Raw genomic sequence first — 22024 nt, forward strand, 5'->3', positions numbered from 1 at the left:
CTTATGCAGAAAACATCGAAAGCCCTTTTCGGGCTGGCCACGGCATTCGTCATGTCGTCGGCATTGCCCAATCTCGCCAAAGCCGATGAACTGACGCTGTGCTGGGCCGCATGGGACCCCGCCAATGCGCTGGTCGAGCTGTCGAAGGATTTCACCGCCAAGACCGGCACGCAGATGAAGTTCGAATTCGTTCCCTGGACGAGTTATGCCGACCGCTTCCTCAACGAGCTGAATTCGCACGGCAAGCTCTGCGACCTCATCATCGGCGACAGCCAATGGATCGGCGGATCGGCCGAGAATGGCCACTATGTCAAGCTCAACGACTTCTTCGACAAGGAAGGCATCAAGATGGATGACTTCGTGCCGGCGACGGTCGTCGGCTATTCGGAATGGCCGAAGAACACGCCGAACTACTGGGCGCTGCCTGCCATGGGCGACGTCGTCGGCTGGACCTACCGCAAGGACTGGTTCGAAAAGCCGGAACTGCAGAAGGAATTCAAGGAGAAGTACGGCCACGATCTCGCAGCCCCGAAGACCTACGACGAGCTGAAACAGATCGCCGAGTTCTTCCAGAAACGCGAGATTGACGGCAAGACCGTCTATGGCGCCTCGATCTATACCGAGCGCGGCTCCGAAGGCATCACCATGGGCGTCACCAACGTGCTCTACGACTGGGGCTTCCAGTACGAGAACCCGAAGAAGCCCTATGACATGGAAGGTTTCGTCAACTCGGCCGACGCGGTCAAGGGCCTCGAATTCTACAAGTCGCTCTATGATTGCTGCACGCCGCCCGGCAGCTCCAACGTCTATATGGTCGAATCCGCCGACGCCTTCAAATCCGGCCAGGTCGCCATGCAGATGAACTTCGCCTTCACCTGGCCTGGCCTCTACAAGGACGAAAAGGTCGGCGGCGACAGGATCGGCTTCTTCCCCAATCCGGCTGAAAAGGCGCACTTCGCCCAGCTCGGCGGCCAGGGCATCTCGGTGGTCTCCTATTCCGACAAGCGCGACGCCGCCCTGCAATATATCAAGTGGTTCGCCCAGCCCGACGTGCAGGCCAAATGGTGGGAACTTGGCGGTTTTTCATGCCTGAATTCCGTCGTCAACGCGCCGGGCTTTGCCAAGAGCCAGCCATATGCCCAGGCCTTCCTGGACTCAATGGCGATCGTCAAGGACTTCTGGGCAGAGCCGAGCTACGCCTCGCTGCTGCAGGCCATGCAGAAGCGCGTCCATAACTACGTGGTCGCCGGCAACGGCACCGCCAAGGAAGCGCTCGACGGCCTGGTGAAGGACTGGAGCGACGTCTTCAAGGACGACGGCAAGATCTGACGCGTGGCATCCCTGATGCGCGCCATCCTCGACAGGATGGCGGCCCGGATCGGCAGACGAGCCGGGCCGCCAGATCTCTCATACCCCAAAAGACCCCGTACCCCAAAAATACCAGGTGAAAACTTGACTATTTCCCAATCCTCCATCGTCGAGAAAGCTGCCGATGCGACTGCAAGGGCAACGCCCTCCTCGGTCGCCCGGCGCGTCCGCGGCCTCTCTGACAGGGCGATCGCCTGGCTGTTTATTGCGCCTGCCATCACCCTGCTCTTGGCGATCAATATCTTCCCACTGCTTTGGGCGGTCTATCTCTCCTTCACCAATTACCGCGCCAACCGGCCGAATGCGCCGGTCCTGGGCGTCGGCTTTGGAAACTACCAGCGCGTTCTGAACGACCCCGACATCTGGCAGGCGATGCAGACCACCGCGCATTTCGTCTTCTGGACGATCGTGCTGCAGACGGTGATCGGCTTCACGCTCGCCTATCTGATCGACCGAAAGTTTCGCGGCCATGCTTTCTGGACGACGATCATCCTGATCCCGATGATGCTGTCGCCCGCCGTGGTCGGCAATTTCTGGCGCTTTCTCTACGAGCCGCAGATCGGCCTCTTCGCCTATGCCGTGTCGCTGGTGTCAGGCATTCCGACCTCCGATATCCAGATGCTCGGCAACGTTACGCTGGCGCCCTGGGCGATCATCATCGTCGACACCTGGATGTGGACGCCCTATGTGATGCTGATCTGCCTCGCCGGCCTGCGCTCGATCCCCGACTATATCTATGAGGCGGCCGAGGTCGACCGTGCCTCGCCCTGGCGGCAGTTCTGGTCGATCACCGTGCCGATGGCCCTGCCCTTCATCATGCTCGCCGTGCTTTTCCGCGGCATCGAGAATTTCAAGATGTTCGACATGGTGACGCTGCTCACCGGCGGCGGACCGGGCTCGGTCACCGAGGTCGCCTCGATCACCCTGAAGCGCGCCGCCTTCGAAAGCTGGGCGACCGGCCGGGCCTCGGCCTTCGCCATCATCCTCTTCGTCGCGGTGTTCGGCCTCGCCAATATCTACGTCAAGGCATTGAACAAGGTGAAGCAACGATGAGCGCCGCCAACTCAGCCCATTCGGTCGTCGAACCGAGCCTGTCCAGCAAGCGCATCGCCGGCACGATCGTCATCATCTATGCGCTGATCACCCTCATCCCGCTCGTCTGGATCTTCCTGACCAGCATCAAGTCGCCGCCGGATTCGATCAGCTATCCCCCGAAGATCGTCTTTTCGCCGTCGCTCGAGGGCTATTGCAACCTGTTCACGACACGCACGCGCCAGACGCCCGATTATATCGCCTCGCTGCCGGCGCCGGCCGGCATCTGCGATGAGGTGACGCGCAAGCGCAACATGGTGATCGCCGGCCCGTCGAATTTTCTACCACGCTTCGTCAATTCGCTGGTGATTGCCTTCGGCTCCACCTTCCTCGCGGTCTTCCTCGGTACGCTCGCCGCCTATGGCTTTTCCCGCTTCAAGATACCGCTCGCCGACGACCTGCTGTTCTTCATCCTCTCGACGCGCATGATGCCGCCGATCGCCGTCGCCATCCCGATCTACCTGATGTACCGCGAGCTCGGCCTGTCGGACACGGCCTTGGGCATGATCTTGCTCTACACCGCCGTCAACGTCTCGCTCGCCGTCTGGCTGCTCAAGGGTTTCATCGACGAAATCCCCCGTGAATACGAGGAAGCGGCGATGATCGACGGCTATACGAGACTGCAGGCCTTCCGCAAGGTCGTGCTGCCGCAGGCGACGACTGGCATTGCCGCAACGGCAATCTTCTGCCTGATCTTCGCCTGGAACGAATATGCCTTCGCCGCCCTTCTGACATCGGGCGAGGCCCAGACCGCGCCGCCCTTCATCCCGACCATCATCGGCGAAGGCGGACAGGATTGGCCGGCGGTCGCTGCCGGCACGACGATCTTCCTGATCCCGATCCTGGTCTTCACCATTCTCTTGCGCAAGCAGCTGCTGCGCGGCATCACCTTCGGAGCCGTCCGCAAATGAGCCATCTGATTGAGACACCCGCCCCTGCCCGTCCGAAACGGCCGTTCTTCCTGCGCCGCGGCCCGATGGAAACCATCGCCACAGTGCTGATCGGGCTCGGCTTCCTGATGCTGTTCCAGCCCTTCCTGCTCGTGCTCTACACCTATTCGCTGGTGACCCTGCTCATAGGCACCGTCATGTTCATCATCGTTTCGAAATTCCCGGAGTGAACCATGGCGGACATCCGGATCGAAAATCTCCGCAAGGAATTCGGCAGTTTCGTCGCCGTTCAGGATTCGAGCTTCACCGTCCATGACGGCGAATTCCTGGCGCTCCTCGGTCCATCAGGCTGCGGCAAGACCACCACGCTGCGCATGATCGCCGGCCTCGAGCTGCCGAGCAGCGGCAAGATCTATCTCGACGGCGAGGACGTCACCTTCAACCGCGCCAGCGCCCGCGATATCGCCTTCGTCTTCCAACTCTTCGCGCTCTACCCGCATATGAACGTGCGCAAGAATATCGGCTTTCCGCTGCTGTCGCAGGGCATGCCCAAGGCCGAAATCCGTCAGCGCGTCGAAGAGACCGCGCGCCTGCTGCAGATCGACCATATTCTCAACCGCTCGGTCTCCGGCCTTGCCGGCGGCGACCGGCAGCGCGTGGCGCTCGGCCGCGCCATCGTCCGGCGTCCGAAGTGCTTCCTGATGGACGAGCCGCTCGGCACGCTCGACGCCGAGTTCCGCGAGATCATGGTCCATGAGCTGCGCGAACTGCACAACCGCATCCACGCCACCACCGTCTACGTCACCCATGACCAGCACGAGGCGATGGCGATGGCCGACAAGATCGCCGTCATGAACCATGGTGTCATCGAGCAGTTCGGCACGCCGCAGGAGATTTATGCCAAGCCCGCGACCATGTATGTCGCCGATTTCATCGGCTCGCCGCCGATGAACTTCATGCGCTTCACCTCCGGCCTGAAAAGCGGCGATTGCTCCATCCTGCTCGACGGCGTCGATGTCGCAGTTCCCGAGATCCACCAGAACATGGCCGAAAGCGAACTGGCGCTCGGCGTGCGGCCGGAGCATATCCGCTTCAGCGACGCCTCGGCGCTGCGCGGCGCCGTCTACGGCAGCGAATATCTCGGCACCAACCAGGTCGTGGCTGTGGAAACCCAGGGCGGGCTGATCAAGGCCCGCGTTCCCGCCAATCGCAGCTTCCAGATCGGCGAAAGGGTCGGCCTCGAATTCAACCCGGCGAAACTCGCGCTCTTCGACTGCACATCGGGCCGCGCGGTGCCATCCCAGCTCTATCAGGAGACCCGGCATGGCTGATGTCGTCCTCAGGAACCTCACCAAACGCTTCGGCGACACCCAGGCTTTGGCCGACCTCGATCTTTCGATCCGCGACGGCGAGTTCGTCGTGCTGCTCGGTCCCACAGGCGCAGGCAAGACGACGACGCTGCGGCTGATCGCCGGCCTCGAAAAGCCCGATAGCGGCGGCATCGAGATCAGCGGCCGCAATGTCGCCGCCGAAGCGCCCGCCGAACGCGATGTCGCCTTCGTCTTCCAGCAATATTCGCTCTATCCGCATATGACTGTTTACGAGAACCTCGCCTTCCCGCTGAAGGCGCCGATCCGCAAGCTGAGTGCGGCGGAGATCGATCGGCGCGTGCGCGAAGTCGCGCGCATGGTCCGGATCGACCATAAGCTGGAGAACCGCTCGACCAGGCTTTCCGGCGGCGAGATGCAGCGTGTCGCGATCGGCCGGGCGCTGGTGCGCAAGCCGGCGATCTACCTGATGGACGAGCCGCTGTCCTCGCTCGACGCCAAGCTGCGCGCCGAATTGCGCCTGGAACTGAAGCGTATCCAGAAGGAACTCGGCTCGACGCTGCTCTATGTCACTCACGACCAGGTGGAAGCCATGACCATGGCCGACCGCATCGGCATCGTTGCCGAGGGACGGCTGATGCAAGTGGGAACACCGCGCGAGATCTACGGCAATCCCGCCAACCTGCACGTCGCCGCCCGCCTCGGGCAGCCGCACATCAACCTGTTACCGGCCGCCCTGCTTCCCGGCGGCCAGCCGCCGGCCGGCACGAAAACCGTCGGCGCGCGCACCGAACATCTCGACATCATTGTCGGCAAGGATGCCAATGCCGAGATCGACTGGATCGAGCATCTGGGCGACCAGAACCATCTGCACATCAGGGTTGGCAATCACAAGCTCGTCACACTCGCAGATCCATATCTGGCGATCGCGCCGGGCGACCGGATCAGCCTGACGCTGCGCGATCCGCTTTATTTCGATGCGGCTGGACAGCGCCTGTCCTGACCGGCAAACAGACATGATGATGGCATGAAAAACAAACAGACGGGTCTCAATCGATGAAACACTTCTTCAACCGCAGGGAAAACATCGTCACCGAAGCCTTGGACGGTCTGCTTCTGACGAGCAGCAAGGGTCGTCTTGCCCGCCTCGACAGCTTTCCCGACATCAAGGTGATCCTGCGCGCTGACTGGGACAAGTCGAAGGTGGCGATCATCTCAGGCGGCGGCGCCGGTCATGAGCCCTCCCATGCCGGCTTCGTCGGTAAGGGCATGCTGACGGCTGCCGTATCCGGCGAGATTTTCGCCTCGCCGAGCGTCGATGCCGTGCTGACAGCGATCCGCGCCGTCGCCGGCGAAAAGGGCGCCTTGCTGATCGTCAAGAACTATACCGGCGACCGGCTGAATTTCGGCCTCGCCGCCGAGAAGGCGCGCGCCGAAGGTTTCGACGTCGAAATGGTCATCGTCGCCGACGATATCGCCATCCCCGAGATCAACCAGCCGCGCGGCGTCGCCGGGACTCTGTTCGTCCACAAGATCGCTGGCTATCACGCCGAAAGGGGCGAGGACCTGAAGACGGTCGCAGCCCATGCCGCGGCAGCGGCCGGCGACATCGTCTCGCTCGGCATGTCTCTGTCCACCTGCAGCGTGCCCGGCCAGGCGCATGAGAGCCGCCTCGGCGAGAACGAGGGCGAACTCGGTCTCGGCATCCATGGCGAGCCCGGCGTCGAGCGCATTGCGCTGCAGCCGGTCGTCGATATCGTCGCCACCATGGTGGCGCGCCTATCGCCTGCGCTGCGCGAAGGGGGAAACCACGCCCTTCTCATCAACAATCTCGGCGCCGTACCGCCGCTCGAAATGACCGTTATTGCCAATGTGGTGCTGTCCTCGTCGCTTGCCGATCGCGTCAGGCTGATCATCGGCCCGGCGCCGATGATGACCGCGCTCAACATGAACGGCTTCTCGCTGTCGCTGATCCGACTGGATGCCGCTCGCGAGGCGGCGCTGACGGCAGCGGTCGAACCGCATGCCTGGATGCCAGCCGTCGAACGCCACGAGATCAGGGTCATCGCCGCACCGCGAACATCAGCCGGACTGAACGGCGCGCCAGTGGCCGGGGATAATCTCCGCAACCGGCGTCTGATCACAGCGCTCTGCGAGCATCTGATCTCGCAGGAAAGCGAACTCAACCGGCTGGATGGCCGCGTCGGCGACGGTGATACCGGCTCGACGGTGGCGACAGGCGCCCGCAGCGTGCTTGCCCGCCTGGACACGCTGCCGCTTGATCGGCCGGCTGCAACGCTTGCCTCGCTCGGCGACATCCTCGGCACCAGCATGGGCGGATCGAGCGGCGTGCTGCTGTCGATCTTCTTCACCGCAGCGGCAAAGGCGATGGCCGACAAGGCCGATATATCAGCAGCCCTTATTGCCGGGCTCGACAGGATGACGTTCTATGGCGGAGCCGAAGTCGGCGACCGGACGATGGTCGATGCGCTGTCGCCTGCCCTGCAGGCGCTCGCATCCGGCGATGTCGCGGCAGCGGCCAGGGCTGCTGCCGCAGGTGCGGAGTCGACGAAGACGATGATGAAAGCGAGAGCCGGCCGCGCCTCCTATGTCGGCGAAAGGGATCTGGCAGGTGTCGCTGATCCCGGCGCCGTCGCGGTTGCCGGCGCGTTCGGTGTGGCGGCAAGCCTCGCCTGACCGGCGTGAAATTCAAAAGCCCGCGGGAGGCGCGGCGACAGGGAGGATGGCAGTGCAGGCGGAACCGGTGCTTGTGGCAGGATTGATCGAGGTGTGCCGCGCGACGATCGCGGCAAACAGCGACCATCTCTGCGCGCTCGATCGCGCCATCGGCGATGGCGATCACGGAACCAACATGCGGCGCGGCTGCGATGCGGTGAGCGCCGAAGGCGAGAGCCTGTCCAGCCTGCCCTTCCCCGACGCCATGGAAAAGATCGGCCTGACGCTGGTGATGAATGTCGGCGGTGCGGCCGGGCCACTCTACGGCACGCTGCTGATGGAGATCGGCCGCGAGCTTCGCAAAAGTGACGAAAAGGCCGATTTTTCGCAGGTGCTGAAACAGGCGATCGATGCCGTCGCAAGACGCGGTCGGGCGCATGCCGGCGACAAAACCCTGCTCGACGTGCTCTATCCCGTGCATGCGGCGCTCGCCAGCCGCTCGCCGCTCGGCGCAATCGCCCGCAGGGCGGAGCGTTCCGCCAGCCGCACGGCTGACATGAAGGCGATGCGCGGGCGCGCGGCCTATCTCGGCGACCGCTCGATCGGCCATGTCGATCCCGGCGCGTCGAGCTGCGCGCTGCTGACCACGGCGATCTGCCGCTATCTCGGGGAGCATCGTCCGCAATGAACGGAAAGACCGCAAATGTGGGTATCGTGATCGTCTCCCACTCGCCGCTGGTGGCAAGGGGGATCGCCGAAATGGTGCGACAGATGGTGGGCGACAGCGTGCCGCTCGCCTGGTCGGGCGGCAATGTCCATGGCGAACTCGGCACCGATGCAGGCGGTATCCTCACGGCGATCGAGGCTGCCTGGTCCGATGCCGGCGTCGCCGTCTTCGTCGATCTCGGCGGTGCTGAAACGAACAGCGAGATGGCGATCGAAATGCTGGGGCTTCCCCGCTCGGCCCTCGTCTCCATCTGCAACGCGCCGCTCGTCGAAGGCGCCGTCATCGCCGCCGCCGAGGCATCGGGGGGCGCGTCGCTGGCCAAGGTCGTCGCCACAGCCGAGGAACTGTCCCCCTGATGACGAGCGGATTGCGTAGTGAAAAACAGGAGCCCGAGCCATTGCCCGAGCCATTTAAGGTGAATTGCCAGACGGAGGTAGAAGTCAAGCACGGCGTCGGGCTGCATGCACGCCCGTCCGTTACCTTCACGCGGCTTGCCAAGTCCTTCCCCTGTTCGATCGAGATCGCCGTCAATGGCAGCGACGTCTGGCTGAACGGCAAGAGCATCATCAAGATCATGGGCGCGCGAATCCGTAAAGGTTCGATCCTCCGGATCCGCGCCGACGGCATTCTCGCCGAGGAGGCGATCCGCGCGTTGAAGGAACTCATCGAGCGCAACTTCGATGAGGAAAAGAAACATGGCCGAACCGCTTAGGCTGAAAGCGAAGAGCGCATCCCCGGGCATCGCATCCGGCCCGGCCTTTCTCGCGGAGGAGCCGAAGGCTCCTTCCGCTGCCGGGCGGCCGGACGCCGCCCCTGCGTCCCGAGCCGTCGGTGGATACGGCGCGCTGGAGAAGGCGATCGACATCTCGATCGGCGAACTCGAACACCTTGCCGATGGAGCCGATGCCGAAAGCCGCGACATCATCGATTTCCAGATCGAGGTGTTGCGCGATCCGACGATCGCGGAAGCGACCGGCGCGCGCATGGAGGCCGACGAGAATGTCGTCTTTGCCTGGGTCGCCACCCTCGACGCCTATATCGGCGAACTCGAAGCGGCCGACGAGGAGCAGATGCGGGCGCGCGCCGTCGATATTCTCGACATCAAGAACCGCGTGCTCGGCGCGCTCGCCGGCACCCCGATTGCCGATTTCCCGCCCGGCTCGGTCTTCGTCGGCAAGGATATGGAGCCGAGCCGCTTTCTCGCCCATGACTGGTCGAAAGGCGGCGGCATCGCGCTGTTCGCAGGCAGCACCGCCGGCCATGTCGCCCTGCTCGCCCGGGCGAAATCGGTGCCGATGGTGATCGGCACAGGCCGCTTTTCAGCCGCAGACGGAGATCCTGTCAGCGTGGATGGTAACGCCGGTGCGGTCATCCTGCAGGCGGGCAGCATGCTGATCCCGCCCCTGGTGCCGGCACAAGAACCCGCCGGCGACACGCAAACCATCGGCGGCGAATTGCGCACTGCGGACGGCGTGCCGATCCTGCTCTCGATCAACATCAACGATCCCGCTGAGATCGATGCGCTCGATCCGGCAACGGCAGGCGTCGGCCTGATGCGCTCGGAATTTTCGGTTGCCTCGGTCGCCGATGCCGCCAATGAGGAACGGCAGCTGGCGATCTATCGCAGCGTGCTGGAACAGGCGGGCGACAGGCCGGTAACGATCCGCATGCTCGATATCGGCGGCGACAAGCCGCTCGCCGGCCTCGAAGACCTGCCGGTTCTCGCCTCGGGCCTGCGCGGCATCCGGCTGCTGCTTGCCCGGCCGGAAATCGCCCGCGTCCAGGCCCGCGCCCTGCTGCGCGCCGCTGTCTTCGGCAGGCTGTCGGTGATGCTGCCGATGGTGACCTTTCCCGACGAGATCGACAGGATGCGCGAGCTATTCCGCGAGGAAGCCGAAAAGCTCGGCCGCCGCGCCCTGCCCCACCGGATGCCGCCGATCGGCATGATGGTGGAGGTACCATCAGCCGCATTGATGCTCGACGCCTTCGGGGCGGCGGCATTCTTCTCGTTCGGAACCAACGACCTCACCCAATATCTTGCCGCCTCGACCCGCGACGATATCGACGCCGATGCCGGCAAGGCTGCACCCGCCGTGCTCCGGCTGCTCGCCCAGGCGGTGAAGCTGACCGCCGGCAAGCCAGTCAGCATCTGCGGCGACATGGCCGGCAATCCGCACTATCTGCCCGGGCTGCTCGCCGCCGGCCTCCGGCATTTTTCCGTGGCGCCGGCCCGGCGTCCCGCGATAAGATCGGCGATCATCGGCCTCAACGCCGATGGCACAAGGGCAGCCGGAGAGTAGAATGGCGCGCGAAGACACCGAAGACGCCATTATCGCCTACAAGTCCATTCTGGCGCAGATCATCGACAACAGGCCATCCGGCACACGCCAGCGCCTGGCGACGGCGCTTGGAAAACATCGCAGCTTCGTTACCCAGATCACCAGCCCGACCTATGCAACGCCGCTGCCGGCGCGCCATCTCGCCACCATCGTCCGCGTCTGCCATTTTAGCGCCGCCGAACAGGAGCGCTTTCTCGAAGCCTATCAGGCCGCCCATCCCGGCAAGCTGCCGGACCTCGGCCATTCCGAGAAATTGCGGCACCTTTCGCTGATGGTGCCCGACTTCGGCGACGACAGGAAAAACCGCCTATTGGAAGAGGCGATCTCCGATCTGGTGCAGAAGATCGTCGCGATTTCAGGGGCGAGTGAGCAGTGAATAGTGAGTAGTGAGCGGGTTGACGTAACGCAATGCTTTTGGCCTTGGGAGGGGCTTGATGAAGAAGTTCATGAACACTGCGGAAACCATGGTCGCCGAAAGCGTCGAAGGCTTCGTGCGCGCCCATGAGGCCTTGGTGGTGTTCGGGCCTGAGCGCAGATGCATCCGCCGCCGCCATCTCATCGCTGGCAAGGTGGCGCTGATATCAGGCGGCGGCGCCGGCCATGAGCCGATGCATATCGGCTTCGTCGGCCACGGCATGCTGGATGCCGCCTGCGTCGGCCATATCTTCACCTCTCCGACGCCGAGCCAGATCATCGCCGCCATCGAAGAGGCCGATACCGGCGCCGGCTGCCTGCTGGTGGTCAAGAATTACGATGGCGACCTGATGAATTTCGAAATGGCGATCGAGATGGCCGGCGACCGCCACAACATCGACATGGTCGTCGTCAGCGACGATATCGAGACATCAAGGTCCGGCGAAGGCAATGGCCGGCGCGGTGTCGCCGGAACGCTGATCGTCGAAAAGCTCCTGGGTGCTGCGGCCGAACGCGGCATGTCGCTTGCCGAATTGAAGCAGCTTGGCGAAGGATTGAACACCCGCATCCGCTCGATGGGTGTCGCGCTGAACGGCGTGACGGTGCCGCAGACCGAGCGCACCACATTTTCGCTTAGGCCCGGCGAGATGGAAATGGGCGTCGGCATCCATGGAGAACCCGGCCATGCCAGGCAGCCCTTCGCCGCCTCCGACGCCATCATCGGCCATCTCTGCGAGACCATCGCCGGCGATATCGCGGTGGCGCCGGGTACCCGCGCACTGCTCTTCGTCAACGGCCTCGGCGGCACGCCGCCGGCCGAACTCTACCTCGCCTATAACGGCGCCCGCCGCTTCATCGAGGAGAGAGGTATCCCGATCGAGCGCTCGCTGGTCGGAACCTACGTCACCTCGCTCGACATGCAGGGTCTATCGGTCACCCTTGCTTTGCTGAGCGACGAGGAGATCGCACTCTGGGACGCGCCGGTAGCGACGGCGGCGCTGCATTGGCCATAACGGCGCCCCGTCAAATATAAAGCGCTGCCATCTTCCGCCAGGCGCCGGCGCGGTGGGCGCGTCCATCCCAGACATGCAGCTGATGGCCGATATTCTTTTCGCCGAGCAGCCGGCTGAGATAGAGGTTGTTGTCGAGGAAAGGGTCGGCGTCGCCAATGGTGAGAACGATGTCACGCTCACGCAGCCTGTCGAGCCGCCAGTCGCTGCCGAGCCCTGGCAGAAAATGCGCCGGCGTGTGGAAATAGACGCTGTCGTCGTAATAGCCGTCGAACAGGTCGCCGAAGGATTCCACCCTCATCGTCAGATCGTAACGGCCGGAAAAGGCGACGAGTTTGCAGAAGAGATGCGGATGGCGAAAGAACAGGCTCGCCGCCTGGAAGGCGCCGAGGCTGCATCCGTGCACGATGGTGCAGTCATGCTGGTTCTTCGCCGCCATCAGCGGCAGCACTTCGTGCAGGATATAATCCTCAAGGGCGCCATGCCGGCGGATGCGCTCGGCCGGGTGACGGTGAAAGCTGTAAAAGGTTTCTGCCGCCAGGCCCTCGATGCAATAGAGCTGGAGATGGCCGGCTTCCAACTTGTCGGCGAGACTCGCGACGAGGCCGAGCTGTTCATATTCGAAGAAGCGCCCGTCCCGCGTCGGAAACACCAGAACCTTGGCGCCGGCATGGCCGAACACCAGCATCTCCATGTCTCGATGCAGCCGCTGACTGTACCAGCGCAGATATTCGCGGTTCATGGCACCCTGAAAAACTGTCCGATCTTGTCGCGGAGAACCGCTTCTTGCTCAGCACTTCCAGGGTAATCGAAATGCCCGGCATCCAGAATGAAGATTTCATTAAATTTTGGTATCGCATTTGCGACGGCGAATTGGCAGGGCGGTGCGACGGCAGGATCGAAAAGGGCGACGGCCGTCAGCATCGGCACCTTGATCCGGCTGGCGGCGGTCGCCGCATCGTAGAAGCGTAACGTCTCCAGGACATCCGGGTGTTTCTTATGATACGCTTGCACCGACTGCGCGCTGCCGACGGTCGGCAGCGTCAGCCGCAGCGGCTGGTCCCCGAAGGTCGGCAGCGCCAGATGACCGCGATCGATACGCTGGTCGTAAGCGATCGCCATTGCGCCGACACCGCCGCCGAAGCTGATGCCGCTATAGCCGATATGCCCTGACACCCAGGGATAGAGCGCAACCAGCGTCGAGACGGCAAGCCACAGATCCTCGACGCAGCCGCCGATGATATAGGATTCAGGCTTGTCGATATCGTGCAGCACATGCCAGGAGGGATTCTGCGAAATCGGCGGACGGGCGCTGAGCGACAGCCCGCGGCAGCAGGGAAAGAGCACCGCCGTCTGCTCGACCGGCAGATCGAAATCGGGACGATCCCGCCCGCCATAACCATGCCCGACTACAAGGCCGCGCCGCACCTCCCCTTGACGTGGCAGGATGAGCCAGCCGCCGATCCGGAACGAACCGGTCGAGAGATAGACGAGATCGAGTACATGCCAATCGGGATGGGTGATCTTGCTCCAGCGCAGCACCGGCTGCGGATCGACCGCCAGCGCCTTGAGATACCGCGCCTTCCAGAAATCATCGAAGCCGGCAGGCGCCTCGAGCGGCTCGACCGCGAGAAGTTCTTCGAGCTGCATTCCGTAGGTCGGATCGAAATCGAAGGGATGTGTCGTCGGAATACTCATCTAAGGCTTGTCTCGTGAAAAAGCCGGCGGCGCAAGACTCTGCCCGCGCCAGCCAGCAAAACCGCGCCGTCGGATCTCGCGCTACATCGTTACGCCGCGTCGGCCGCCTGGCGTTGCCGGGAGGCATCAAAAAGCCTGCGGCCGATGACGCGCGCAGCCTCCAGATGAACGGTCGCATGGTCCGGTCCGGCTTCGAACAGCACCTCTGATGTCACGACCCGGGCGCCGCAATAGTCGAAGATCCCATGATCGATTTGCGTCTTCATCGCGCCGAAATAACCGTGCCGCGCATAGGTTCTGACATCAGCGCCGCCGAGGCCGACCAGATGCACCGGCAGGCGGCCAAGCAGCTTCACCAGCCCGGTATCCGGGCGATCGTCGTAAGCCCAGCCATTGGTGAACACCCGGTCGATCCATCCCTTGATAAGCCCCGGCATCGACCACCAGTAGACGGGATAGACGAGCACCAGCGCATCGGCGCGGTCGATCCTTGCCTGCTCGGCGGCAACGTCGGCGGGCAGCACCCCTTTCCTCAGATGCAGAGCGATATCGGCCGCGGTGAACCGGGGATCGAAGCCCTCGGCCGCGAGATCGGCAAACTCGACGGAATGGCCGGCATCGGAAAGTGTGACACCTTCGGCAAGATGGGCGGCGACGCCGTGGGTGAGCGACTGGGGATCGGGATGCGCGACGACGATGAGCGCGTGCATGCAGAAAACTCCTGTTGAATGATTGCGGACGGAAGTCCGGGGCTGTATACCTTTGGTAAGCTACTTTCCGTAAGTTACTTTTGGTATATAGCGATGTCAAGCTCCGAAACAGCAGGTCAGCCGACCGATCCGCAACCGCGCCGCCGCCTGTCGCGGCAGGATCGGCATCGCCAGTTGCTCGATGTCGCCTGGCAGATCGCCCGTGACGAGGGAACGGAAGCGCTGACCCTCGGCCGGCTTTCCGAGCTGGCGGGCGTAACGAAACCCGTGGTCTATGATCATTTCGAAACCCGCCCCGGCCTGCTCGCAGCGCTCTACCGCGAATTCGACGCCCGCCAGACGGCTGTGATGGACGCAGCCCTTGCGGCAAGCCAGCCGTCGCTCGCCGACCGGGCCACAGTCATCGCCACCTCCTATGTCGACTGCGTGCTTCTCCAGGGCCGTGAAATCCCCGGCGTGATCGCAGCACTTGCCGGCTCGCCGGAACTCGAAAGGATCAAGCGCGAATACGAAGCGGCCTTCATCGAGAAATGCCGCATCGCGCTTTCGCCCTTTACCGGTGCCGGTACGATCGCCGCAGCCGGCCTCTGGGCCATGCTCGGCGCCGCCGAAGGCCTCTCCTATGCCGCCGCGTCGGGCGACATCACCGCCGTCGAGGCAAAGAACGAACTCTTCGAAACCATCGTCGCGATGGTGGCGAGAAGTATGGTCGGCGGCACGCATCCCGATCACCTGCGCAATACGGCCGGCCCCGCATCGAGATGATCCGGCGGGAATACCTGTATCGAATCCACCGCCCGCTTCGTCATGGAACTCGGTTATTTGGCGACCCTGGTGAGCGACGCGACGGCCGCCTTCTCGCACCTAATGATGCATGCTGCGCACAAGCTGAACGGCCCGACCTACGCCCATGCTATTCTGACGACGGCCGAACTCATCGAAGTCTTGCCCAAGGCGTCTGCTTCAAAGGACAATGCCATGACCATGCTCTTCAAAATGCTCAAAAGTGCCGGCTCGGAATCCCTGAACCGCGACCGGCGCAGGTTCCTGACCACCGCGGCGATCGGGATCGCCGCGGTGGGCGCGACCAGCCTGTTTCCGTCCTATCCGGCATCGGCTGCCACGGGAGATGCGATCCGCCCGTTTCGCGTCGACACTCCCGAGGCGGACCTCCTCGACCTTCGCCGGCGCGTGCTGGCAACACGCTGGCCCGAACGCGAGACGGTCGACGACCAGTCGCAGGGCATACAGCTCGAAAAGATCAAGCCGCTCGTCGATTATTGGGGCACCGGCTACGACTGGCGAAAGGCGGAAGCGAAGCTGAACGCGCTGCCGCAATTCATCACCGAGATCGACGGCCTAGACATCCACTTCATTCACGTCCACTCGAAACATCCGAATGCCCTGCCCGTCATCATCACCCATGGCTGGCCGGGATCGGTATTCGAGAACCTCAAGATCATCGGCCCGCTCACCGATCCGACCGCTCATGGCGGACGCGCCGAAGATGCGTTCGACGTGGTCATTCCGTCGATGCCGGGCTACGGCTTCTCCGGCAAGCCGACCGGCACCGGCTGGGGGCCGGACCGCATCGCGCGGGCCTGGGCGGAACTGATGAAGCGCCTCGCTTACAGCAGCTACGTCGCCCAGGGCGGCGACTGGGGCTCGCCGGTCTCCGGCGCGATGGCACGGCTCGCGCCACAAGGTCTGCTCGGCATCCACATCAACCTGCCGGCTGTCGTGCCGCCCGAAGTTGCCGCGGTGCTCGCCGCGGGCGGGCCGGCGCCGCAGCGACTCTCCACCGAGGAACGCGCGGCGTTCGATGCCCTCAGCGCCGCAGCCAAGATGGGGAACATGTCCTATGCCACGATGATGGGCACGAGGCCGCAGACGATCGGCTACGCCATATCGGATTCCCCGGCCGGCCTTGCGGCATGGACGCTCGGTCATCCAGGCTTCACGCACTGGACCTACGACAGCAACGATCCCGAAAAGTCTCCCGACGAGGTGCTCGACGACATCACGCTTTACTGGTTGACCAACAGCGCCGCTTCCTCGGCCCGGATCTACTGGGAATATGGCGGCGGGCGCAGTCCCGTCCTTGCGGCCGGGGAGAAGACCTCCAAGATCGCGCTTCCGGTCGCCATCACCGTCTTTCCTGGGGAGAGCTATCAGGCCCCGGAGACATGGGCACGTCGCGCCTATCGCAACCTTATCTATTTCCACAAGGTCGACAAGGGCGGCCACTTCGCCGCCTGGGAGCAGCCGGAGCTCTTCTCCGCCGAGCTTCGAGCAGCGTTCAGGCCGCTGCGCCGGTGACCAGCCGGCGAACGGCCCTGCCGCTTCCCGGCGTCGGCATCAGTCCGTATTCTGCCCCGCCGCCGTGAGGATCAGCTTTGTGATCTCGTCCGGGTGAGAGATCAACGACAGATGGCTGGCCTGGATTTCAATGGTCTTTGCTCCCATGCGCTTGGCCATGAAGCGTTCGAGATCGGGATTTATCGTCCGGTCCTCGGTCGAGACGGCATACCAACTCGGCTTCAAACGCCAAGCAGCCTGTGTCGTCCTGCCGGTCAACAGCGCCTTTTGAAACGGCTGCTGCACGGCATAGAGCACTTTCGCCTTCGCCTCCGGCAGGTCGCCGGCGAAATCATGCAGGAATGCTTCCTCGCTCAGCCGGCCTTCGTCGCCGTCGAAGACAATGCCGGCGGACGCCGGCGGCGTCGGGAAGGTTTTGGCGAGAGCGGTATAATCCTCACCTGCATCCGGCGCCCGCGCTGCGACGTACACGAGCGCCGAAACATCAGGGTGCACGCCGGCCTCGGTGACCATCATGCCGGAAAACGAATGCCCGACCAGAACCGTCGGGCCATCCTGCCGGTCGAGCACCCGCTTCACGGCAGCGACGGCCTCGGGCAGCGTCGTCAACGGGTTCTGCACGGCCGTGGCATTGAGCCCGGTCGCCTGCAGGCGCGCGATCACCTCGGTCCAGCACGAGCCGTCGGCAAACAGCCCGTGCGCCAGCACGACGTTGCGCGCCTTTACGGGAGCGGATGTCGCGGCCATGCCGCGGGTGGCAAGCAGAGAAGCGGCGGCGCCGGCAACAAGGGCAGCCGAGAAAGTCCGTCTGTTCATCATCATGATCTGGTTCCTTGTGCGTCCAGGAATTGAAGGATCGAAAGCATATCGGCTCGGGACCGAAGAACCGAAGCCAAGTCAAAATCGGTTGGTCTGTGATGCCGTGTCGAAACGGTTCGCTTTGCCCGGCGCGAGGCGTTGGCCGTCGCCGCGTTGCGGCTCCCGTCGTATTCAAATTCGGTATCTGAAGCGGCTTCGTGTATGCAGAAGCCTGCTTGCTGGAGATTTATGTATTCCCATCCGATATAAAGTCAATTATTGAATACGTAACACCTTCGTGATGCAATAAGTGTATACGCCCAGAGGCACGTCGATCGCATTTGCATACACAATCGACCGAGCCGTCGATGCTGAAACAGATCGGAGATAACGGAATGGCGAGTGGTTTCGAAACCGAGGATGACGGCGATGATCGCGGATTGCTCTCCGACCGCATTCGCAACGCCCTGACGGACGAGATCGCCACCGGCACGCTGGCGGCGGGCGCAGCGTTGGACGAACAGCAACTTGCCGATCGTTTCGGCGCCTCCCGCACGCCGGTTCGCGAAGCGCTGCGTCAGCTGGCGGCGGGCGGTCTCGTCGAGCTTCGCGCCCGACGCGGCGGTGTCGTCGCCCGCATGACGCCGGAACGCATCATGGAGATGTTCGAGACGGTGGCCGAGATCGAGGCCGTATGCGTCAGGCTCGCCACCTACCGCATGACACCGCTGGAGCGCAGCCATCTGATCGAACTGCACGACCTCTCAGGGCCGATTGTCGAAGCCGGAAATTTCGACGCCTATGACAGCTTCAACCGCCAATTCCATGAAGCCATCTATCACGCCACCCACAATAGCTTCCTTGCCGAACAGGCGATCGCCGTGCGCAACCGCCTGAATGCCTTCCGGCGCACGCAGCTGCGCCAGGGCGAACGGCTCCGCCGATCCCGTGACGAACACGAGGCAATCATGCAGGCGATCGCCGAAGGCGACGGCGAGATGGCATCCCGGCGCATGCGCGCCCACATGCTGAACGCCGCCACCTCGCTCAGCCGTTTCATCGACGCCAACAAGCCGGGAGGAGTTTGACGTTCTCACGGCACGGGGCAGCGGTATTTATAGGCGATCAACGTCGTCATCAGCTCGTCGCCGGTGGCCTCGCGAATGCCGGGATTCTCTTCCAGGAATGTACACAACGTATTGCCGATTGCTTCCGCGGTCGTTCCAACCGGCACACAGACATTTACCCCAACGGAGTTGGCAAAATACGCCGAGTTCACCATTGCTTTCGGCGCAGGAACGACTTCAGTGAAAATACGGCGGGCCAAATACTCGTCCCGGTTCCACTTGTCCAACCAACCCGCGACATATCCGACGACAAACTGCCGGGAGCCGCCGCAATCAGAATAAAGCAGGTCACCGCTGGAAAATCCGGCAGGAATCTTTGCTGAAACCGTTGCCAACAGGGTGGCGATAAGAATGCCCGACATCACATCTCCAAAGCTCGCGATGGCGGAGCTTTGATCGGGAAAGTGTCGGAAATTAGCTTCAAACGTGTCATCTTTTTTGCTGCAACCAAAAATAAAATGGCCGCTAATCTCACCTCAGCCTCAATCGAACCGACTGACCTCAAGCCCGCTGCCAACCGGCAGCAGCACGCTTGATATCCAGGGCTTGGCACGGACAGCATCGCTGTAGCGTTTGAGATCATCGCCTCCCGGGCGCAGCATGTTGTCGGCGACGATGATCGCGCCCGGATTGAGCTTGGGGTAGAAGGCTTCAAGGCAGGGAACGTAGAGATCCTTCCAGAGATCCACCAGCACGAAATCGATGCCGGAGGAAAGCGCGCCGATCATCTGGACCGCATCGCCGACCTTGAATTCCACATGCTCTGCGAGCCCTGCCTTGACGGCCATGTCGCGTGCGTAGGCAGACTTGTAGTCGTGCATTTCCATGGTGATCAGCCGCCCGCCGGAAGCGCGCGCGGCTTCCGCCAGCCAGATCCCGGAATAGCCGAAGGAGGTGCCGAGTTCGAGAATGGTCGGGCTCTTGAGGCTCTTGGCGAGGATATTGATGAACTGCCCGGTCGCCTGCCCGACCGCCCGCAGCCGCTGATCCTGTCCTCCATCGCGCCCGCCGGGAGGCAGCTCGCGTGGGCTGTTATGCTCCGTCTCGATCATCGCATGATAGATGTCGAGCACGTCCTGGATTCGGCTGTCCATTGTCTTCTCCATAACCGCTGATCGGTCGATCATTGCCCAACCGGAACGGCGCCGGAAAGTTAAACTTTGGCAATCATCGCCCTTGTTGACCACCTTGCCGTTGCACATGCCGCCGTCGTCGGCTACATCATGCCGTCAATGGTCGGGTCACCCGGCCACGTAAGCGTTAACGTCACTCAACGCGTATGATCGAACGGCTTTGCGGCTTCGATCTGCGCGACTGTGTCCTGCGGATCGAGCTTCAGAAGCCCCGGAAGGACACATGGATAACAATCAATTCAAAGATCAAGCTTCATCGACCCCTGGCATCGAGCGGATCCGCCACGACACGCGGCGGCGCTTACTGACAGTCGAAAGCGTCGTCGATATCACTCCGAGCATGCGCCGGGTCGTATTGGGAGGTGACGATCTCGCCGATTTCATCAGTCTCGGTGCTGACGACCACATCAAGATCTTCATTCCCACTGCCGGCGGTGGAGAAGAGCGCCGTGACTACACGCCGCGCCGTTATGACAATGCCGAGCGGAGATTGACCATCGACTTTGCCTTGCATGAGGCAGGTCCGGTGACGAAATGGGCGATCGAAGCCGGCCCGGGCGACGAGCTCGAGATCGGCGGACCAAGAGGCTCCGCCGTAGTGTCGAAGACCGTAAAGCGATGGCTGCTGATCGGCGACGAAACAGCACTGCCGGCGATCGGCCGCCGGATCGAGGAAAGCGGCGCCGGAACCGTCGTCACCACAATCGCAGCCATCACCGGCCCGCTGGAAGAGCAGACCTTCGAGACATCAGCCGAGCTGCACCTCCACTGGGCGCACCGGCCGCTCTCTCAGGCAACCGATGCCGCAGCGCTGCTGAAACTCTTGAGTACGGTCGATATCAAACCGGAAACCTTCATCTGGGTCGCGGCGGAAGCCTCGGTGACACGCGATATCCGCGCCTACCTGCTAGAACGAGGTTGCCCGCTCGGCTGGATCAAGGCTTCCGGCTACTGGGTGTTCGGCAAGGCCGATACGACGGAGAAATTCGGCTAGGACCAACCCGCATTACGAATTCCATTTGGTGATGAGTTCTGTCTCACTTCGTTCCGGATTCTATGATCCGGAACGATTAGATGGATGTGAAGAGGTATGAATTGAGCGAAGTCTCGGCAGCCTCTGCCGGAACGCTGCGGTAGGTGGAAGAGCATCAGCAACTGTAAGCACCGGGCGCCAGCCACCGACTTATTGAAAGAAATCGACCACGCGGCGGGCAGAGCCTAATGCAAGCGTCCATCCCAACATGCCGTGACCGGCATTGATGTAGAGACCTTTGATGCGTCGGGAAGCGGCGATAATGGGCATGGAGGTCGGTGTCATAGGCCTCTCGCCCGACCATCTCATCAGTTCGTCCGATCGCTCGAAAAGGTCGGGCAGCACAGCAGACGCGGCCAGCCTCAGCGTCTCGAAACGTCCGGCATCAAAACCGGCCCCGGGACGCTCGATATCTGCCAGTCCGGCGACACGAAAACGGTCGCCGATTGCCGCAAAGGCAAGCTTTCGTTTGACGTCTGTCAGGCTGATACTTGGTGCGAGGCCAGTTCTTCGAACGGTGAGCGAGTAGCCTCTGATGGGGCGTATGTCTCGGGCCTCGGGCAAATCGGATATGAAGGAACGGACCTCCGGTCCTGCGGCAACGATGGCCGCGTCGACGCGAAGCTCGTCGCGGTCCTCGAACCTCAATCCTGTCAGCACGCTTCCCGTTTGGACGAAGGTCGAGACCTTCCTGCCGAAAAGCACCGACACCTGCCGGCGCTCGATCATCCAGGCGGTCAGTTGGCGGCAAAATCCGGCCGCATCGCCGAGGGCATCACTGGGTGTATAAACGGCGCCGGCAATCTCTCCCTGATATGCGGCGAGCGCAGGCTCGACGTCTTCCGCCTCCACCCGCGTCAGCAGGCGCTGTTCGAAGCCGAGAGCATTCTTGCGCGCGACACTGGAATCGGCGGCGGCAAAACTTTGCCGGTCGGCATAGAGGTGCAGTTTTCCGGCGACACGATAGTCGAATTCGATATCGGTTTCCTTAAGCAGGATTACGAGCTCGTGACGGGATTGCTCGGCAAGGCGCAGGATCTCCTGCGTATTGTTCCACCAACTACTGAACGGTGTATTGGCAAGGAATTTCAGCCCCCAACAGAGAAAGTCCCGATCGAGTTGCCAGCGGATCCGGAAGGCTGGATCGCGGCCCATCGCAATCGCTGGCAGATGCTTCAGCAGGGCTGGTGATGCCATTGCGTCACCGTAGGCCCAGGACAGCTGCGCGGCGTTGCCGGCACTCGCCCCCATGCCCGGCTCGCTTGCCGCATCGATAAGTGTCACATCATGCCCCGCCCGGGCCAGAAGATAGGCCGACGATACGCCGATGACGCCGGCGCCGATCACTGCAACGCGCGCCAT

24 protein-coding genes are annotated in these 22024 nt (G+C 62.7%); 17 read left to right on the forward strand and 7 right to left on the reverse strand.

Features of this window, described 5'->3' with window-relative positions:
* The first annotated feature begins 3 nt into the window (after positions 1-3).
* From RL_RS14975 to dhaK, 13 genes are all read left to right on the forward strand, one after another.
* A complete protein-coding gene (locus RL_RS14975) occupies positions 4-1329 on the forward strand; it encodes an ABC transporter substrate-binding protein (protein WP_011652417.1) in 1326 nt (441 codons plus the stop codon).
* 123 nt (positions 1330-1452) lie between these two features.
* Complete coding sequence (locus RL_RS14980; protein ID WP_011652418.1) at positions 1453-2421, forward strand: carbohydrate ABC transporter permease; 969 nt, start codon at positions 1453-1455, stop codon at positions 2419-2421.
* Positions 2418-3371 (forward strand): carbohydrate ABC transporter permease, encoded by a 954-nt coding sequence (locus tag RL_RS14985; RefSeq protein WP_011652419.1) that lies wholly within the window; start codon positions 2418-2420, stop codon positions 3369-3371. Before RL_RS14980 ends, RL_RS14985 begins: the two co-directional genes overlap by 4 nt.
* Positions 3368-3580, forward strand: coding sequence for a hypothetical protein (locus RL_RS14990; protein ID WP_028741104.1), 213 nt, complete (start codon positions 3368-3370; stop codon positions 3578-3580). Before RL_RS14985 ends, RL_RS14990 begins: the two co-directional genes overlap by 4 nt.
* Before the next feature lie 3 nt (positions 3581-3583).
* Entirely contained in the window at positions 3584-4681 is a 1098-nt protein-coding gene (locus tag RL_RS14995; RefSeq protein WP_011652420.1) for an ABC transporter ATP-binding protein, read from the forward strand.
* Positions 4674-5681, forward strand: a complete 1008-nt coding sequence (locus RL_RS15000; RefSeq protein WP_011652421.1) for an ABC transporter ATP-binding protein — start codon at positions 4674-4676, stop codon at positions 5679-5681. Before RL_RS14995 ends, RL_RS15000 begins: the two co-directional genes overlap by 8 nt.
* Positions 5682-5734: 53 nt before the next feature.
* A complete protein-coding gene (locus RL_RS15005; RefSeq protein ID WP_011652422.1) occupies positions 5735-7375 on the forward strand; it encodes a dihydroxyacetone kinase subunit DhaK in 1641 nt (546 codons plus the stop codon).
* 46 nt (positions 7376-7421) lie between these two features.
* Complete coding sequence (gene dhaL / locus RL_RS15010; protein WP_011652423.1) at positions 7422-8042, forward strand: dihydroxyacetone kinase subunit DhaL; 621 nt, start codon at positions 7422-7424, stop codon at positions 8040-8042.
* The gene (dhaM, locus tag RL_RS15015; RefSeq protein WP_011652424.1) at positions 8039-8437 is read left to right on the forward strand and encodes a dihydroxyacetone kinase phosphoryl donor subunit DhaM; all 399 of its coding nucleotides are present in this window, start codon (positions 8039-8041) and stop codon (positions 8435-8437) included. The genes dhaL and dhaM overlap by 4 nt, the downstream gene beginning before the upstream one ends.
* Positions 8437-8793 carry an HPr family phosphocarrier protein gene (locus RL_RS15020; RefSeq protein ID WP_011652425.1) on the forward strand — a complete coding sequence of 119 codons (357 nt, stop codon included), beginning with the start codon at positions 8437-8439 and terminating at the stop codon, positions 8791-8793. Before dhaM ends, RL_RS15020 begins: the two co-directional genes overlap by 1 nt.
* Positions 8777-10381 carry a putative PEP-binding protein gene (locus tag RL_RS15025; RefSeq protein WP_011652426.1) on the forward strand — a complete coding sequence of 535 codons (1605 nt, stop codon included), beginning with the start codon at positions 8777-8779 and terminating at the stop codon, positions 10379-10381. The genes RL_RS15020 and RL_RS15025 overlap by 17 nt, the downstream gene beginning before the upstream one ends.
* 1 nt (position 10382) lies before the next feature.
* The gene (locus tag RL_RS15030; protein ID WP_011652427.1) at positions 10383-10796 is read left to right on the forward strand and encodes a hypothetical protein; all 414 of its coding nucleotides are present in this window, start codon (positions 10383-10385) and stop codon (positions 10794-10796) included.
* A gap of 58 nt (positions 10797-10854) precedes the next feature.
* Positions 10855-11847, forward strand: a complete 993-nt coding sequence (gene dhaK / locus RL_RS15035; RefSeq protein WP_011652428.1) for a dihydroxyacetone kinase subunit DhaK — start codon at positions 10855-10857, stop codon at positions 11845-11847.
* A gap of 10 nt (positions 11848-11857) precedes the next feature.
* Here dhaK and RL_RS15040 read toward each other — a convergent pair whose 3' ends face one another.
* From RL_RS15040 to RL_RS15050, 3 genes are all read right to left on the reverse strand, one after another.
* Entirely contained in the window at positions 11858-12586 is a 729-nt protein-coding gene (locus tag RL_RS15040) for an esterase family protein (RefSeq protein ID WP_011652429.1), read from the reverse strand.
* Positions 12583-13542: an acetylxylan esterase gene (locus RL_RS15045; RefSeq protein ID WP_011652430.1), complete on the reverse strand. Its 960-nt coding sequence runs from the start codon at positions 13540-13542 to the stop codon at positions 12583-12585. Before RL_RS15045 ends, RL_RS15040 begins: the two co-directional genes overlap by 4 nt.
* A gap of 89 nt (positions 13543-13631) precedes the next feature.
* Complete coding sequence (locus RL_RS15050; RefSeq protein WP_011652431.1) at positions 13632-14252, reverse strand: NAD(P)H-dependent oxidoreductase; 621 nt, start codon at positions 14250-14252, stop codon at positions 13632-13634.
* A gap of 93 nt (positions 14253-14345) precedes the next feature.
* Here RL_RS15050 and RL_RS15055 point away from each other — a divergent pair, with 93 nt between their 5' ends.
* Positions 14346-15017, forward strand: coding sequence for a TetR/AcrR family transcriptional regulator (locus tag RL_RS15055; RefSeq protein WP_011652432.1), 672 nt, complete (start codon positions 14346-14348; stop codon positions 15015-15017).
* A gap of 42 nt (positions 15018-15059) precedes the next feature.
* On the forward strand, positions 15060-16571 hold the full coding sequence (locus RL_RS15060; protein ID WP_028741098.1) for an epoxide hydrolase family protein: 1512 nt from the start codon (positions 15060-15062) through the stop codon (positions 16569-16571).
* A 39-nt stretch (positions 16572-16610) separates the two neighbouring features.
* Here the strand turns inward: RL_RS15060 and RL_RS15065 are convergent, their stop codons facing one another.
* The gene (locus RL_RS15065; RefSeq protein ID WP_011652434.1) at positions 16611-17393 is read right to left on the reverse strand and encodes an alpha/beta fold hydrolase; all 783 of its coding nucleotides are present in this window, start codon (positions 17391-17393) and stop codon (positions 16611-16613) included.
* Between the two features lie 371 nt (positions 17394-17764).
* Between RL_RS15065 and RL_RS15070 the strand changes: the two genes are divergently transcribed.
* Positions 17765-18457, forward strand: a complete 693-nt coding sequence (locus RL_RS15070; protein ID WP_028741097.1) for a GntR family transcriptional regulator — start codon at positions 17765-17767, stop codon at positions 18455-18457.
* 5 nt (positions 18458-18462) lie between these two features.
* Here RL_RS15070 and RL_RS15075 read toward each other — a convergent pair whose 3' ends face one another.
* Together RL_RS15075 and RL_RS15080 are read right to left on the reverse strand one after the other, a co-directional pair.
* Entirely contained in the window at positions 18463-18858 is a 396-nt protein-coding gene (locus RL_RS15075) for a hypothetical protein (protein WP_003540671.1), read from the reverse strand.
* 120 nt (positions 18859-18978) lie between these two features.
* Positions 18979-19590: an O-methyltransferase gene (locus tag RL_RS15080; protein WP_028741096.1), complete on the reverse strand. Its 612-nt coding sequence runs from the start codon at positions 19588-19590 to the stop codon at positions 18979-18981.
* A 262-nt stretch (positions 19591-19852) separates the two neighbouring features.
* On the opposite strand from RL_RS15080, the gene RL_RS15085 reads away from it, so the two are divergent.
* Positions 19853-20623, forward strand: coding sequence for a siderophore-interacting protein (locus RL_RS15085; RefSeq protein WP_011652437.1), 771 nt, complete (start codon positions 19853-19855; stop codon positions 20621-20623).
* A gap of 189 nt (positions 20624-20812) precedes the next feature.
* Here the strand turns inward: RL_RS15085 and RL_RS15090 are convergent, their stop codons facing one another.
* Entirely contained in the window at positions 20813-22024 is a 1212-nt protein-coding gene (locus RL_RS15090) for an FAD-dependent oxidoreductase (protein WP_011652438.1), read from the reverse strand.

The organism is Rhizobium johnstonii 3841, from assembly GCF_000009265.1.
GTDB lineage: Bacteria > Pseudomonadota > Alphaproteobacteria > Rhizobiales > Rhizobiaceae > Rhizobium > Rhizobium acaciae.